The following is a 15,505-nucleotide window of genomic DNA, read 5'->3' as shown; positions in this document are numbered from 1 at the left end:
GTGCAAAACATTGATGCTATGGTGCTTTTTACATATTTTCACGCGCCGGGGCGGGACCAGACCATGAGAAAAACAGCACCGCTCGACCGAGCCGCACAACCCAATCAGTTGATGGCAAACATGCATCGTTGGAAATTTTCTGTGCTGGCGGCTGCGGCCGTGGCCACTGCCGGGCTCTACGCCACCGATGCGTCCGCGCTCGCGCTGGGCCGCATCACCGTGCAATCCGCGCTGGGCGAGCCCCTGCGCGCCGAGATCGACCTGCCGCAGATCACCCCTGCGGAGGCAGAAACCCTGAAGGCCAGCACCGCCACGCCGGAGGTGTTCCGCGCCCAGGGCATGGAGTATTCGCCCACCATGAACAACCTGCAGGTGCAACTGCAACGCCGTGCCGATGGCTCGGCCGTGCTGCGCCTGTCCAGCGACCGCCCGGTGAACGACCCCTTCGTCGACCTGGTGCTCGATGCTTCCTGGGGCTCGGGCCGCCTGGTGCGCAGCTACACCATGCTGTTCGACCCGCCCGCCATGCGCCGCCCGGCGCCAGCGGTCACGGCATCCCCGCAGATCAGCTCTCCCGCTTCACGCCCCGAGGTTCCGCCCGCCGTGGCTGGACGCTCGTCGGGTGCGGCATCGGCACCCGCAGCCACGCCCCGTGCACCGGCCGCCCCCCGCGCCACGCCCGCCGAAGGCAGCGTGACCGTGCAGGCCGGCGACACGGCGGGCCGCATTGCCAATGCCAACCGCCAAGGCGGTGTCTCGCTCGACCAGATGCTGGTGGCCATGCAGCGCGCCAATCCGGACGCCTTCATCGGTGGCAACATCAACCGCATCAGGGCCGGCGCCGTGCTGCAGATCCCTGACCAGGCCACGGCCCAGGCCACGCCTGCGCCCGAAGCCCGCCAGATCCTGGCAGCGCAGAGCCGTGACTTCGGCGCCTTCCGCCGCAAGCTGGCCGAATCCGCCCCCTCCGCCACCGTCGCATCGGCCGAGCGTTCGGCCAAGGGCTCGGTGCAGACCCGGGTGGAAGACAGCAAGCCCGCCACCACGGCGCCCGACAAGCTCACGCTTTCCAAGGGCTCGGTCAAGGGCCAGAAGGCCGCCGAAGACCAGTTGGCCAAGGACAAGCAGGCCAGCGACGCATCGGCCCGCATGGCCGAGCTGTCCAAGAACATCAGCGACCTGAACAAGCTCGGCGCCGCATCGGCCGCAGCTCCTTCGACGCCAGCCACGCCTGCAGCACCGGCAGCCGCTCCTGCAGCGGCAGTCCCCGCAGCCAGCACGGCCCAGGTGGCCGTGCCCGGCGTTCCCGCCACGCCTGCCGCCCCAGAAGCCCCACCGGCAATGGCGGCCTCCGAACCCACCAGCAGTGCATCGGCCGAGGCCAACGCAGCCCCTGCGTCGGACGCGGCTCCTGCCGCCCCCGCAGCCCCCGCCTCCAAGCCCATCGTGCTGCCGCCACCCACACCGGTGGCAGAACCCGGCTTCTTCGACGGCCTGCTGGACGACCCGCTGATTCCCCTGGCCGGTGGCGGCCTGCTGGCCTTGCTGCTGGGCTATGGCGCCTACCGCGTGATCCAGCGCCGCCGCAACAATGCGGGCGTGGACAGCTCGTTCCTCGAAAGCCGCATCCAGCCCGATTCGTTCTTCGGCGCCAGTGGCGGCCAGCGCGTGGACACGGCCAACAGCGAGATGACCACCGGTTCGTCCATGGCCTACTCGCCCAGCCAGCTCGATGCTGGCGGTGACGTGGACCCCGTGGCCGAAGCCGACGTGTACCTGGCCTATGGCCGCGACCTGCAGGCCGAGGAAATCCTCAAGGAAGCCATCCGCCACAACCCGGCCCGCGTCTCCGTGCACGTGAAGCTGGCCGAGATCTATGCCAAGCGCCAGGACCGCAAGGCCCTGGAGTCGGTGGCCGGCGAAGTGTTCAAGCTGACGCAGGGCGAAGGCCCCGACTGGGCGCGCATCGTCGACCTGGGCCGCGGCATCGAGCCAGAGAACCCGCTGTACCAGCCCGGCGGCCGCCCCGGCATGGTGGAGGACGAGAACCCATCGGTTCCCGGCGCGTTCGTGAGCACCTTCTCGGGCGCTCCCGTGGCCTCCGCCGCCCTGCCGCCCGATCTGGACCTGGACCTCGACCTCGATCTGCCCGACGACGCACTCACCGATGCACCACCCGCGCCTCCCGGTGGGTTTGCCGCAGCGGCTGCAGCCGCCACCGCGGCAGCGCCTGCTCCGCGCGCACCGCAACGCACGGAGCCTGTGCTGTCCAGTGAAGATTTCGACCTGCCCGACCTGACGGCCGATGCCGCGTGGAATGCGCCCGCACCCGCACCGGCAGCCCGTGCGGCAGCGCCCAACGACGAACTCACCATGGCGCCCACCGGCCCCATGCCGCTGGCCGAAGCCCAGGACTCCGGTCCGATGGACTTCGATCTGGGCGAGCTGTCGCTGGACCTGACGGCGCCCTCCAAGCCCATGGCCGCTCCCGCATCGCGCGAAGCGGAAATCCCCACGGCCGCCGTGCCCATCTCGGAAGACGATGGCTCGGCCGCCGCCCAGGACGACCCACTGGCCACCAAGCTGGCACTGGCCGAGGAGTTCAACGCCATCGGCGACACCGACGGTGCCCGCACGCTGATCGAAGAGGTCGTGGCCGAATCGAGCGGCGCCCTGCGCACCCGCGCCCAGCGCATGCTGGTCGAACTGGGCTGATGCGCTCGGCTGCCACGGCCCTGAGCTACCCCACCCCAGCCCAGGCCCGCCCATGAGGGTGGCCCTGGGTGTCAGTTACAACGGCCAGCCCTACAGCGGCTGGCAAAGCCAGCTGTCCGGGAACACCATCCAGGACAAGCTGGAGGCGGCCCTGGCGCGCTTTGCCACGCACCGCGTGGGCACCCTGTGCGCCGGCCGCACGGATGCGGGGGTGCACGGCCTGATGCAGGTGGTGCATTTCGATACCCCCCTGAACCGGCCACCTTCCTCCTGGGTGCGCGGCACCAACACCTTTCTGCCCCCCGACATTGCGGTGCAATGGGCCAGCCATGTGCCCGACAGCTTTCACTCGCGTGGCAGCGCCGTGGCGCGCCGCTATGCCTATGTGCTGCTGCAGTCGCCCGTGCGCCCGAGCGTGGACGCCGGGCGCGTCGGCTGGGTCTACCACCCCCTGGACCATGCGGCCATGCGCCAGGCCGCAGACCACCTGCTGGGCGAGCACGACTTCACCTCGTTCCGCGCCTCGGCTTGCCAGGCCAAGTCGCCGGTGAAGACACTGTCGCGCATCGACATCACGCAGCGTGGCCTGGGCGAACCCCACCCCGAGCTGGGCTGGAGCCCCTGCTACTGGCGCTTCGAGTTCGAGGCGAATGCATTCTTGCACCACATGATCCGCAACCTCATGGGCTGCCTGGTAGCGATCGGCCGGGGCGACCAGCCGCCCGGGTGGATGGAGCAGGTGCTGCAGGCACGCTCGCGCGACGCTGCGGCGCCCACCTTCTCGCCCGACGGGCTGTACTTCCAGGGACCGGTCTACGACGCCGCGTGGGGCCTGCCCCAGCGCACGGCTGCGTATGATTGGCTCCCATGAGCACTTCATCGCCTTCCCACACCACGCCCCTGCCCGCCGCCCGCACGCGCATCAAGATCTGCGGACTGACGCGTGAACAGGACGTGGACGCCGCCGTGGCGGCAGGTGCCGATGCCATCGGCTTCGTGCTGTTCGCCCAGAGTGCGCGCGCCGTCACGGCAGCGCGCGCTGCCGAGCTGGCGCGGCGCCTGCCACCCTTCGTCACGCCGGTGCTGCTGTTCGTGAACGCCAGCACCGAGGAGGTGCTGGCCGCCACCGCGCAGATTGCCGGCGCCACCGTGCAATTCCATGGCGACGAAACGCCTGAGCAATGCCAGGCAGCCACCGGAGCCGGTGCCCGCCCCTACCTGCGCGCTGCCCGAATACCCCTGGGCCCGGATGCGGCACAATTCGACCTCGTAAAATACGCACACGATTTTTCAAACGCCCAGGCCATCCTGCTCGACGCCCATGTCGAGGGGTACGGCGGCGGCGGCAAGGCATTCAATTGGTCACTCCTTCCACCAAGCGTCGGCTCTCACCTCGTTTTGTCTGGTGGACTCACGCCTGCAAACGTGACCGATGGCATTTTGCAAGTACGCCCGCGTTGCACCACGCTGGCGGTTGATGTCAGTTCCGGCGTCGAGGCCCATGGGCCCGATGGAAACCCCCTGAGGGGCATTAAGGACGCCGAAAAAATCCATCGCTTCGTTGCCGCCGTGCGTGCGGCCGATGCACAACTTGCAAAGAATCCCCATGAGTTCCTATCAGCAACCTGATACATCGGGCCATTTCGGCTCCTACGGCGGCAGCTTCGTCAGCGAAACGCTGACCCATGCCATTGCCGAACTGCGCGAGGCCTACGCCCGCTACCAGCACGACCCCGAGTTCCTGGCCGAGTTCCAGTACGAGCTCAAGCACTTCGTGGGCCGCCCCTCGCCCGTCTACCATGCCGCGCGCACCAGCCGCGAACTGGGCGGCGCGCAGATCTACCTCAAGCGCGAAGACCTCAACCACACCGGTGCCCACAAGATCAACAATGTGATCGGCCAGGCCATGCTGGCCCGGCGCATGGGCAAGCCGCGCATCATTGCCGAGACCGGCGCGGGCCAGCACGGCGTGGCCACGGCCACCATCTGCGCGCGCTACGGCCTCGAATGCGTGGTCTACATGGGCTCGGAGGACGTCAAGCGCCAGAGCCCCAATGTCTACCGCATGAAGCTCCTGGGCGCCACCGTGGTGCCCGTGGAATCGGGCAGCAAGACGCTCAAGGACGCCCTGAACGAAGCCATGCGCGACTGGGTGGCCAATGTGGACAACACCTTCTACATCATTGGCACGGTGGCGGGCCCGCACCCCTACCCGATGATGGTGCGCGACTTCCAGAGCGTGATCGGCACCGAGTGCCTCACGCAGATGCCCCCGATGCTTGCCGAACAGAAGGTGCAGGGCGAGCAGCCCGATGCCGTGATCGCCTGCGTGGGCGGCGGCAGCAATGCCATGGGCATCTTCCACCCCTACATTCCGTTCGAGAAGACGCGCCTGATCGGCGTGGAAGCCGCCGGCGAGGGCCTGGACAGCGGCAAGCACTCGGCATCGCTGCAGCGCGGCAGCTCGGGCGTACTGCACGGCAACCGCACCTTCATCCTGCAGGACGCCAACGGCCAGATCACCGAGACGCACAGCATCAGCGCAGGCCTGGACTACCCCGGCGTGGGCCCCGAGCACGCCTGGCTGCAGGAGATCGGCCGTGCCGAGTACGTCGGCATCACCGACAAGGAAGCGCTGCAAGCCTTTCACCACCTGTGCCGGGTGGAGGGCATCATCCCCGCGCTCGAATCGAGCCACGCCCTGGCCTATGCCATGAAGCTGGCCCCGACCATGCGCGCCGACCAGTCCATCCTGGTCAACCTGTCCGGGCGCGGCGACAAGGACATCGGCACGGTGGCCGACCTGTCGGGCGAAGATTTCTACGACCGCCCCTCCATGCGCGGACTGTCCGTGAAGGGTGCAGAGGCCAAGCCATGAACCGCATCAGCACCACTTTCGACCAATTGAAGGCGCAGGGCCGCAAGGCCCTGGTGCCCTATGTCACCGCCGGTTTTCCGTTCGCCGACATCACCCCGGCCCTCATGCACGGCATGGTGGAGGCGGGCGCCGACGTGATCGAGCTGGGTGTGCCCTTTTCCGACCCCATGGCCGACGGCCCGGTGATCCAGAAGGCGGGCGAAAAGGCGCTGGCCCTCGGGATCGGCATGGCCCAGGTGCTCGACCACGTGCGCGACTTCCGCAAGCGCAACACCACCACCCCGGTGGTGCTCATGGGCTATGCCAACCCTGTGGAGCGCTATGACCAGGTGCATGGCGCGGGCGCCTTCGTGCGCGATGCGGCTGCGGCCGGCGTGGACGGCGTGCTCGTGGTGGACTACCCGCCCGAGGAATGCGAGGCCTTTGCCGCCAGCCTGCGCGCGCACGGCATGGACCTGATCTTCCTCTTGGCCCCCACCAGCACCGACGAGCGCATGGCCCAGGTGGCGCGCGTGGCCAGCGGCTACGTGTACTACGTGTCGCTCAAGGGCGTGACCGGATCGGGCGCGCTCGACACGGCCGCCGTGGAGCAGATGCTGCCACGCATCCGCCAGCATGTGCAGATCCCCGTGGGCGTGGGCTTCGGCATCCGCGATGCCGCCACGGCCCAGGCCATCGGCAAGGTGGCCGACGCCGTGGTGATCGGTACACGCATCATCCAGCTGATCGAAGACCAGCCGCATGAGAAGGTCGTCCCCATCACGGTCGACTTCCTGCGCGGGATCCGCAAGGCACTCGACGCATAATGTGGGCCTTGGCGCCCACCCACCCCGGTGGGCGCCCATTGTGGTTACACACACGGTTTTGTCTTTCGCCTTTTGCCTGGGTGCTCCCAGGAACAGGCTAAATGCACTGAAACCCTGTCATTGACGAGGAAAACACCATGTCCTGGCTTGAAAAACTCCTGCCTGCCAAAATCCAGCAAACCGACCCGACCGAGCGCCGCCAGGTGCCCGAGGGCCTGTGGATCAAGTGCCCGAGCTGCGAAACGGTGCTCTACAAGTCCGACCTGGAGCACAACCAGAACGTCTGCCCGCACTGCAGCCACCACCACCGCATCGGTGCACGGGCGCGCCTGGACGCCTTCCTGGACCCCGAAGGCCGCTACGAGATCGGCCAGGAAGTGCTGCCCGTCGATGCGCTGAAGTTCAAGGACAGCCGCAAGTACCCCGAGCGCCTCAAGGAGGCGCTGGAGAACACGGGCGAGACCGATGCCCTCATCGTCATGGGTGGCGCGGTCAAGAGCATCAACGTGGTGGTCGCCTGCTTTGAATTCGACTTCATGGGCGGCTCCATGGGCTCTGTGGTGGGCGAGCGCTTCGTGCGCGGCGTGGAAACCGCCATCGAGCAGAAGGTGCCCTTCCTGTGCTTTACCGCCACCGGCGGTGCGCGCATGCAAGAAGGCCTGCTATCGCTGATGCAGATGGCCAAGACCAATGCCTCGCTGACCCGCCTGGCCAAGAAGGGCCTGCCCTACATCAGCGTGCTGACCGACCCGACCATGGGCGGCGTGAGCGCCGGTTTCGCCTTCGTGGGCGACATCGTGATTGCCGAGCCCAAGGCCCTGATCGGCTTTGCCGGCCCGCGCGTGATCGAATCCACCGTGCGCGTGACCCTGCCCGAGGGCTTCCAGCGTGCCGAGTTCCTGCAGACCAAGGGCGCCGTAGATTTCATCTGCGACCGCCGCGAGCTGCGCAATACCGTGGCCAGCAGCCTGGCCATGCTGCAGCGCCTGCCCGCAGACGCCGTGGTGTAAGCACGCAACAATCCGACAGGCATGCCTTGGCATGGCCCCATGAAAAAAGCGCCTGTCGAAAGACCAGGCGCTTTTTTGCTCTGCGGACCCCGTCAGCGCATCACGTTGGCTTGCAGGTTGGCCAGCACGATCATCAGCACCTGCAGCAGCACCAGCACCACCAGCGGCGACAGATCCACCCCGCCCAGCAGGGGAATCACCTTCTGGAACGGCCGCAGCACAGGGGCGCACAGGCGCCACACCACATCGGACAGCGGCGAGCGGGCGGAGATCCAGGACATCACCGCATGCACGATGAGCAGGCCCATGAGCCCCGACACCGCCACCTTGGCCAGGCCAAACAGCACCAGCCAGGGCAGCCACGCCCAGGCGGCGGCCGCGCCGACGAGCAGCAGGAACAGCACGTACTGCAGCACCTGGAACAGGACAGCTGCCACCAGGCTGGACAGGTCCCACTTGCCCACCGGTGGAATCAGCTTGCGCAGGGGCAGGATGATCCAGTCGGTGAGCGCAAAGACCAGCCCGCCGATGGGGTTGCCAAACGGCACGCGCTGCAACTGCATGTACAGGCGCAGCAGACAGGCGCCCGTGAGCAGGCCACCGACGACATCGAGCAGGAAGGAAGCGATCTGGAAGAACATGGGAGCGGCAAAAAGGAAAGCGGGCGGTGCGAAAGCAGCCCGCGCCATGGGATGATAGCGGGCGAAGAACCTGCCTTATGACACAACCCCTTTCACTGTCATCTTTGCCCCTTTTCCCTCTGGGTTCCGTCCTCTTTCCCGAGGGCCTGCTGGCCCTGCGCGTGTTCGAGGTGCGCTACCTGGACATGGTGCGCAAATGCCACCAGATGGGCGCCCCCTTCGGTGTGGTGTCCCTCACCCAGGGCCACGAGGTGCGCCAGGCAGGCGCCCCGGAGGAGCAGTTCAGCGAGATCGGCACCCTGGCCGTCATCGACCAACTCGACACGCCCCAGCCCGGGCTCATCACCCTGCAGTGCCGGGGCAGCCAGCGCTTTCGCATCGTGCAGCGCAGCCACCTGGTGCACGGCCTGTGGATTGCCGACGTGACGCACCTCGATCCCGACATGGCCGTGCCTGTGCCCGACTACCTGAAAAAGGCGTCGCAGGCCCTGGCGCAGGTGCTGCACACGCTGCAGCAGCGCGACCCGGACAGCCCCGGCGCGCTGGTGCCTACTGCCGCCCAGCTCGACGACTGCGGCTGGGTGGCCAACCGCTGGTGCGAGCTGCTGCCCGTGCCGCTGGAGCTCAAGCAGCGCCTGATGGAACTGGACAACCCCCTGGTGCGGTTGGAGCTCGTGGGCGACGTGCTGGAACGCACGGGCATCGCGCAGTGACCCGCGGATCCGGCAAAGCGGCCAGCCCGTGCTGAGCAACGTTCTGGAGTGGCCCCGCCCGGTCAAGCGGCTGGTGGTGGTGGCGCTGGACATCGCCATGGGCCTGTTCGCCATGTGGCTGGCCTTCACCCTGCGGCTGGACGTGCTGCACTGGCCCGAAGGCATGCAGTGGCTGGCCTATGCCCTGGCACCCGTGCTGGCCTTCCCCATCTTCGTGAACCTGGGGCTGTACCGCGCCATCTTCCGCTACACCGGCATCACGGCCCTGGTCACCACCGGCAAGGCCGTGGCGATCTACGGGGCGCTGCTGTTCGCCATCCTGATGGCGGGCCAGTGGGTCGGCATCCCGCGCAGCGTGGGCATTCTTCAGCCGGTGATCTTTCTGCTGCTGGTGGGCGCCAGCCGCTCGCTGGGCTGGATGTGGCTGGCCGGGCAGACCACCAAGGCCCCGCACCGGCTGCTGATCTACGGCGCCGGTACGGCCGGCGCCCAGACGGCGGCAGGGCTGGTGAGCGCGCGCAACTACGTGCTCGAGGCCTTTGCCGACGACGACCGCGCCAAAGTGGGCCGCAGCATCAACGGCGTGCGGGTGTATGCACCCATCGCGCTGGCCGAGGTGGTGAAACGCTTTGGCATCACCGACGTGCTGCTGGCCCTGCCCAGCGTGCCGCGCCAGCGCCGCCACCAGATCATCGAGAACCTGCGCTCGCTGCCCGTGCGCATACGCACCATCCCCGGTCTCACGGACCTGGCCAGTGGCCGTGTGACGGTGACCGACTTCCAGGACCTGGACCTGGAAGACCTGCTGGGCCGCGAGCCGGTGGAGCCCGACCCCGAGCTGCTGGGCCGCCACATCCGCGGCCAGGCGGTGATGGTCACGGGCGCGGGCGGCAGCATCGGCAGCGAGCTGTGCCGCCAGATCGCGCGCGAAGGCGCGGCGCGCCTGCTGCTGGTGGACCACAGCGAGTTCGCGCTCTACAGCATCCACCAGGAGCTGCAGGCCATCGTGCAGCAGGAAGCCATGGCCTGCGAGCTGGTGCCGCTGCTGGCCAGCGTGAGCCACGCACAGCACATGCTCGACCTGTGCCAGGCGCACCGCCCGCGCACCATCTACCACGCGGCCGCCTACAAGCACGTGCCCATGGTGGAGGCCAACGCGGGCGAAGGCATCCGCAACAACGCCTTCGGCACGCTGAACATGGTGCGCGCGGCCATGGACAGTGGCGTGGAAAACTTCGTGCTCGTCTCCACCGACAAGGCAGTGCGCCCCACCAACGTGATGGGGGCCAGCAAGCGCGTGGCGGAACTGGTGCTGCAGGCGGTGGCGTCCTGCACCCGCCAGCCCGATTCGCAGGGCGGCACACCGCGCACTCGTTTTTCCATGGTGCGCTTCGGCAACGTGCTGGGCTCCAGCGGCAGCGTGATCCCGCTGTTCCGCAGCCAGATCGCGGCGGGTGGCCCCGTCACGGTGACGCACCCGGACGTGACACGCTATTTCATGACCATCCCCGAGGCCGCGCAACTGGTGCTGCAGGCCGGCGCCATGGCGCAGGGCGGCGAGGTCTTCGTGCTGGACATGGGCGCGCCCATCCCCATCCTGGAGCTGGCGCAGCGCATGATCGCGCTGTCGGGCCTGAGCGTGCGCGCACCGGGCCATCCCGAGGGTGACATCGAGATCGTCTTCACCGGCCTGCGCCCAGGCGAAAAGCTCTACGAGGAACTGCTGATCGGCGATGGCGCAGAGCCCACGCCGCACCCGCGCATCCTGCGCGCCCATGAGGAACACCTCGCTTGGGAGGTGCTGGAGAGCCGCCTGCAGGCATTGGAGCGTGCCATCCACCAGGCGGACGGCGCCGCCATGATGGTCCTGCTGCACGAACTGGTACCGGGCTTCCACCAGGATCCCCAGCAGGCCTGACATGAAGCCCCCCCTGAGTCGCTTCGCGCCTTCAACCCTATCTCGACTCACTGCGCGAGTCGGGAGGGGGACGCCCCCGGTGCACGCAAGCGAAGCGCCGCATTCGCGGCTTGGCGGCCCTTGCACGGGGGCGCTGGCTTGGGCCGTGCCGGTTTCGTGGGCCGCAGGTGGCGCGCAGCGCCATGGATCACTGACGTGAGCTCCACCCTGCTGCGCGCCACGGCCACCTTGCTGACCGGCAGTGTGGTGGCCCATGCGCTGCCCTTGCTGCTGGGCCCGGCGCTGACGCGCCTGTACACGCCGGCCGAATTCGGCCAGTTCGCGTTGCTGTGGGCCCTGGCCACCAACGTGGCGGTGGTCGGCTGTGCGCGCTACGAATTCGCGCTGCCACTGGAAAAAGCCGAGCCGGGCGCGGCCGAGCTCATGGCGTTGTGCGCGCGCCTGCTGCTGCTGGTCACGGCAGGGACGCTGGTGGCCGGCGGGGTGATAGCCGTGCTGCAGGGCATGCCGCTGGCCTGGGCCCTGCCGCTGGCCGTGCTGTCCATCGCGGCCACGCAGTGGCTCACGCTGTGGGCCACGCGCTCACAGCGCTTTGGCCTGCTGTCCGTCGCGCGCCTGGTGCAGCATGGCGGCGGTGCCGTGCTGCAGCTGGCGCTGGGCCTGCTCAAGCTGGGCGCGGCCGGACTGCTGGCCGGTGCGGTGGCCGCAGGGCTGGTGGCTGCGGCGGCCCTGGCCAGGCCGGCACCTGCCGGTGGCTGGGCGGTGCTGTGGCGCACGCCCTGGGCATCGCTGCGGGCCATGGCCGCAAAGCACCGCGATTTCCCGCTGCTCAATACGCCGCATGCCTTCATCGGTGCGCTGCAGGACACGCTGACGCTCATCGCCGTCGCGGCCTGGGCGGGCGATGCGGCAGCAGGCCTGTGGGCGCTGTCGCTGCGCTACCTCAAGGCGCCGGCCACCTTGCTGGGCGGCGCCCTGTCGCAGGCGCTGTACCCGCAGCTGTTGCAGGCCCCCAGCGCGGCACAGGCCCGCACCCTGGTGCGCAAGAGCATGCTGGCGCTGGCGGCCATCGCGCTGCCGATGGCCGCGGTGCTGATGCTCTGGGGTCCCTGGCTTTTCACCACCGCGTTCGGTGCGCAGTGGAGCGAGGCCGGCCCCCTGGTGCGCGCGATCGCGCCCTACATCGCCCTGCACTTCATCGCCTCGCCGCTGTCGGTGACCACGCTGGCCTGGCGCGCACAGGGCTGGGCCCTCAAGCTGGCGCTGGTGGGACAATTGGCCTTCTTTGCCGGGCTGCTGGCCGGGCTGGCTCTGGGCGGCCTGGAAGGCGCGGCCTGGGGCATCTCGGCATCCATGCTGCCCTACTTCGCCTACTACGTTCTCACCCTTGCCCACTGGAAACACATCCCCGATGAAAGCCTGGCTTAACCGCGCACGGCGCCGGATCTGGCAGGCGCTGATGTACCGCATGGTCTTCGGCGAGCGAACGCCGGGCGGCGTGCTGCTGGCGCACACGCGGATTGCACCCAGCACCTGCATCGAGGGCGAGCACGGCCTCACGCTGGCAGACCATGTGTTCATCGGCCAGTTCAACTTTCTCGACGCCACGGCGGGCCTCACCATCGACGAGGGCGTGCAGATCACCAATTTCGTGAGCATCGTCACGCACAGCTCGCACCGTTCCATCCGGCTGCTCGGGCGCGGCTACGCCACCCATGCGGGCGGCGAGATGCCCGGCTATGTGAAAGCGGCCGTGCACATCGGCGCCTACACCTTCGTGGGGCCACACAGCCTGATCGAGGCGGGCACGCGCATCGGCCGGGGCGCGCTGATCTGCGCCTACTCGCAGGTACGCGGAGAGGTGCCGGCGTTTGCCGTGATGGCGGGCGCGCCTGCGCGCCAGGTCGGTGACGTGCGCACGGCGGATGCGGCGCTGCTGGCGCAGTTCCCCGAATGGGCCGAACACTACCGTGCCTGGGCGGGGGAGTTGCCCCAGGCCTTGGAGGCAAGAACCCATGGCTGAAGCAAACAGGCATCTGTGCCTGCTGGGCGATGCCACCAGCCCGCACATCCAGCGCTGGGCGGTGGAAATGCGCGCGCGTGGCTACCGGGTATCGCTGGTCACAGCCCGCCCGGCCCCCATCGAGGGGGTGGAGCAGAAGGTGCTGGCGCCCGTGCGCCGCTCGACCGACTGGCTGCTGCGCGTGGGGCAGGCGCGCCGCTTTGTACAGGCCCTGGCGCCCGACATCGTGCACGCGCACTACATCACCTCCTACGGCTACCTGGCCGCGCGCTGCGGCCGCCATCCGCTGGTGATGACGGCCTGGGGCAGCGACCTGCTGGTGACGCCGCAAAAAAACACGCTGATGCGCTGGCTGACGGGCTGGAGCCTGCGCCGGGCCGACCTGATCACCGGTGACTCGCAAAGCCTGATCGATGCGGCCAAGGCCTATGGCCCTGCCTGCCCCGTGCAGGAGATCCACTGGGGTGTGGACCTGGCGCGCTTTGCGCCCGCGCCCTGGGCCGCCAAGACCGGCCTGCAGATCGTGAGCCTGCGCTCCTGGGAGCCCAACTACAACATCGACACCCTCATCGAGGCTGTGGCCACCCTGGTGGCACGCCATCCCGAGGCAGGGGTGCAACTGCACCTGCTGGGCGGAGGATCGATGGAAGCAGCGCTGCGCGCACTGGTAACCGCCAGGGGGATGGAAAGGCACGTGGTTTTTCACGGACGGCTGGACGATGCGGGCATGGCGCGGGTGCTGGCGCAGTGCAAGCTGTCGGCCTCGGTACCGACGAGCGACGCCACCTCGGTCTCGGTGCTCGAGAGCATGGCCTGCGGGCTGGCCGTGGTGGCCAGCGACCTGGATGCCAACCGCGCCTGGCTGGACGCCAGCCTGCTGGTGCCACCGCGCGATGCGGCGGCGCTGGCGCGCTGCCTGGAAACCCTGGCCGCCGACGATGCCCGAATGCAGGGCCACGGCCAGAAGAATGTGCAGCGCATTGCGCGCGACGGCGACCGCGCCGTACAGATGGACACGATGGATCGACTTTACCGAGAACGGATGGGCACCCCATGAGCCGGCCCCAGAACACCCTGGCATGGGTCAGCGTGATCGCCCCCTGCCGCAACGAGGCGGGGCACATCGCCGCATTCTGCGACAGTGCGCTGGCGCAGGTGCTACCGCCCGGCTGGCAGATGGAAGTGCTGGTGGCCGATGGCTGCAGCGACGACGGCACGCGCGAATTGCTGGTCGCGCGCAGCACACAGGACGCGCGGCTGCAGTGGGTGGACAACCCCGGGCGCATCGTCTCCACCGGCCTCAACGCCTGCATTGCACGCGCCCGTGGCGAAGTCATCGTGCGCCTGGACATCCATACCCGGTTCGCGCCCGACTATGTGGCGCGCTGCATCGAAACCTTGCAACGCAGCGGTGCCGACAATGTGGGTGGCCCCTGGGTGGCCGAAGGCACGGGGCCCATGGGCCGGGCCGTGGCCGCCGCCTTCCAGTGCCGCTGGGTGGTGGGTGGCGCGCGCTCGCGCGACACGCAGCACGATGGCGAGGTGGACACGGTCTACCTGGGCTGCTGGCCGCGTGCCGTGTTCGAGCGCATCGGCGGTTTCGATGAAGCCCTGGTGCGCAACCAGGACGACGAGCACAACCTGCGCCTGCGCCTGGCGGGCGGGCGCATCTGGCAAAGCCCGCTGATCCATTCGCTCTACCACCCACGCAACTCGCTCTACCACCTGTTCGCCCAGCAGCGGCAATACGGCTACTGGCGCCCTTTCGTGATGCGCAAGCACGGGCAGGCGGGTTCGGTGCGCCAGTTGGTGCCGGCGGCCTTCGTGGCCGTGCTCGGCCTGTTCGCGCTGTGTCTGCCCTGGACCGTGCTGCCGCTGGCGGCACTGATCGCGCTGTATGCGGCTTACGTGACTTTGGCATCGGTGTCGGCCGCGCGCAGCGCAGGCCGCTGGCAATTGCTGGCGCGGCTGCCGGTGGTGATCGCGGCTTACCATGTGGCCTATGGCCTGGGCACCTGGCGCGGCCTGTGGGACGTGCTGCGCGCGCGTGCACCGTCGGCCCGGTTCGCCCGGATCACGCGATGAGCGACCCCACCGAGCCCCAGGCCGTGCAGGCGCGCTATGCGCGCCGCGATGCCGCGCAGGACGCGCGGCACTACCGGCTGCTGACCAGCGCCTCTGCCCTGCAGGCGCAGCAGGAGCGCCTGCGCGCCATGGTGCGTTTGTGGAGTGCGCATGGCTGGACGGACCTCGCGGACAAATCCATCACCGAGGTGGGCTGTGGCAGCGGAGGCAACCTGCAGGACCTGTTGCGCCTGGGTGCCAGCCCCGCACGCCTGCAGGGGCTGGAGCTGATCGGCGAACGTGCCGCGCAGGCACGCGGCATCTTGCCCAGCGCCGTGCGCATCACCGAAGGCGATGCCACGCTGGCGCCCGTGGCCGAGGGCAGCCAGCACACGGTGCTGGCCTTCACACTGTTCAGCTCGTTGCTGGACCCGGCGTTCCGCCAGCACATGGCCGACGTGCTGTGGCGCTGGGTGGCACCGGGCGGCGGTGTGCTGGTCTACGATTTCATCGTGGACAATCCCCGCAACCCGGATGTGCGCGGTGTGCCCCTGGCCGAGCTGCACCGGCTGTTTTCCAGGGCGCAGGTGCAGTCGCGGCGGATCACGCTGGCCCCGCCGATTGCGCGCAGGCTGCCTGCGGCCTGCATCGGGCCTGCATCCGCCCTGCTCTACCCGCTGCGCACCCACCGACTGACCTGGCTGGCCAGGCCGGCTTGACCGTTGGCATCCCCGTTC

At 68.7% G+C, this 15,505-nt stretch carries 14 protein-coding genes; 13 read left to right on the top strand and 1 reads right to left on the bottom strand.

Translation table 11 applies throughout. From position 1 onward, the window contains the following. Positions 1-120 precede the first annotated feature (120 nt). The 6 genes from ACSQ9E_RS03790 (at position 121) to accD (ending at position 7,409) form a co-directional block, all read left to right on the top strand. Complete coding sequence (locus ACSQ9E_RS03790; protein WP_436216949.1) at positions 121-2,715, top strand: FimV/HubP family polar landmark protein; 2,595 nt, start codon at positions 121-123, stop codon at positions 2,713-2,715. Between the two features lie 52 nt (positions 2,716-2,767). Further along, entirely contained in the window at positions 2,768-3,586 is an 819-nt protein-coding gene (gene truA / locus ACSQ9E_RS03785) for a tRNA pseudouridine(38-40) synthase TruA (RefSeq protein ID WP_436216948.1), read from the top strand. Beyond that, positions 3,583-4,344, top strand: a complete 762-nt coding sequence (locus ACSQ9E_RS03780) for a phosphoribosylanthranilate isomerase (protein ID WP_436216947.1) — start codon at positions 3,583-3,585, stop codon at positions 4,342-4,344. Before truA ends, ACSQ9E_RS03780 begins: the two co-directional genes overlap by 4 nt. Next, the gene (trpB, locus tag ACSQ9E_RS03775; protein WP_436216946.1) at positions 4,322-5,593 is read left to right on the top strand and encodes a tryptophan synthase subunit beta; all 1,272 of its coding nucleotides are present in this window, start codon (positions 4,322-4,324) and stop codon (positions 5,591-5,593) included. The genes ACSQ9E_RS03780 and trpB overlap by 23 nt, the downstream gene beginning before the upstream one ends. Beyond that, positions 5,590-6,399 (top strand): tryptophan synthase subunit alpha, encoded by an 810-nt coding sequence (trpA, locus tag ACSQ9E_RS03770; RefSeq protein WP_057202128.1) that lies wholly within the window; start codon positions 5,590-5,592, stop codon positions 6,397-6,399. The genes trpB and trpA overlap by 4 nt, the downstream gene beginning before the upstream one ends. A 137-nt stretch (positions 6,400-6,536) precedes the next feature. Further along, entirely contained in the window at positions 6,537-7,409 is an 873-nt protein-coding gene (accD, locus tag ACSQ9E_RS03765) for an acetyl-CoA carboxylase, carboxyltransferase subunit beta (RefSeq protein ID WP_057268463.1), read from the top strand. A 92-nt stretch (positions 7,410-7,501) separates the two neighbouring features. Here the strand turns inward: accD and ACSQ9E_RS03760 are convergent, their stop codons facing one another. After that, positions 7,502-8,050 (bottom strand): YggT family protein, encoded by a 549-nt coding sequence (locus ACSQ9E_RS03760; protein ID WP_057202561.1) that lies wholly within the window; start codon positions 8,048-8,050, stop codon positions 7,502-7,504. Between the two features lie 77 nt (positions 8,051-8,127). On the opposite strand from ACSQ9E_RS03760, the gene ACSQ9E_RS03755 reads away from it, so the two are divergent. The 7 genes from ACSQ9E_RS03755 (at position 8,128) to ACSQ9E_RS03725 (ending at position 15,487) form a co-directional block, all read left to right on the top strand. Continuing rightward, positions 8,128-8,763: an LON peptidase substrate-binding domain-containing protein gene (locus ACSQ9E_RS03755; protein WP_436216945.1), complete on the top strand. Its 636-nt coding sequence runs from the start codon at positions 8,128-8,130 to the stop codon at positions 8,761-8,763. Positions 8,764-8,791: 28 nt separating this feature from the next. Continuing rightward, positions 8,792-10,681, top strand: a complete 1,890-nt coding sequence (locus tag ACSQ9E_RS03750) for an SDR family NAD(P)-dependent oxidoreductase (RefSeq protein ID WP_427999693.1) — start codon at positions 8,792-8,794, stop codon at positions 10,679-10,681. A gap of 195 nt (positions 10,682-10,876) precedes the next feature. After that, on the top strand, positions 10,877-12,109 hold the full coding sequence (locus ACSQ9E_RS03745) for a lipopolysaccharide biosynthesis protein (protein WP_436179380.1): 1,233 nt from the start codon (positions 10,877-10,879) through the stop codon (positions 12,107-12,109). After that, on the top strand, positions 12,093-12,704 hold the full coding sequence (locus ACSQ9E_RS03740) for an acyltransferase (protein ID WP_436179381.1): 612 nt from the start codon (positions 12,093-12,095) through the stop codon (positions 12,702-12,704). The genes ACSQ9E_RS03745 and ACSQ9E_RS03740 overlap by 17 nt, the downstream gene beginning before the upstream one ends. Further along, on the top strand, positions 12,697-13,761 hold the full coding sequence (locus ACSQ9E_RS03735; RefSeq protein WP_436216944.1) for a glycosyltransferase: 1,065 nt from the start codon (positions 12,697-12,699) through the stop codon (positions 13,759-13,761). The genes ACSQ9E_RS03740 and ACSQ9E_RS03735 overlap by 8 nt, the downstream gene beginning before the upstream one ends. Then, complete coding sequence (locus tag ACSQ9E_RS03730; RefSeq protein WP_436216943.1) at positions 13,758-14,789, top strand: glycosyltransferase family 2 protein; 1,032 nt, start codon at positions 13,758-13,760, stop codon at positions 14,787-14,789. Before ACSQ9E_RS03735 ends, ACSQ9E_RS03730 begins: the two co-directional genes overlap by 4 nt. Continuing rightward, a complete protein-coding gene (locus ACSQ9E_RS03725) occupies positions 14,786-15,487 on the top strand; it encodes a methyltransferase domain-containing protein (protein WP_057202120.1) in 702 nt (233 codons plus the stop codon). Before ACSQ9E_RS03730 ends, ACSQ9E_RS03725 begins: the two co-directional genes overlap by 4 nt. The last annotated feature ends 18 nt before the right edge of the window (positions 15,488-15,505 follow it).

The sequence above is a fragment of the Acidovorax sp. LjRoot118 genome (assembly GCF_964253575.1).
Lineage (GTDB): Bacteria > Pseudomonadota > Gammaproteobacteria > Burkholderiales > Burkholderiaceae_C > Acidovorax.
Note: the sequence above shows the minus strand (reverse complement) of the source record. Positions and strands in the feature narration are given on the sequence as shown.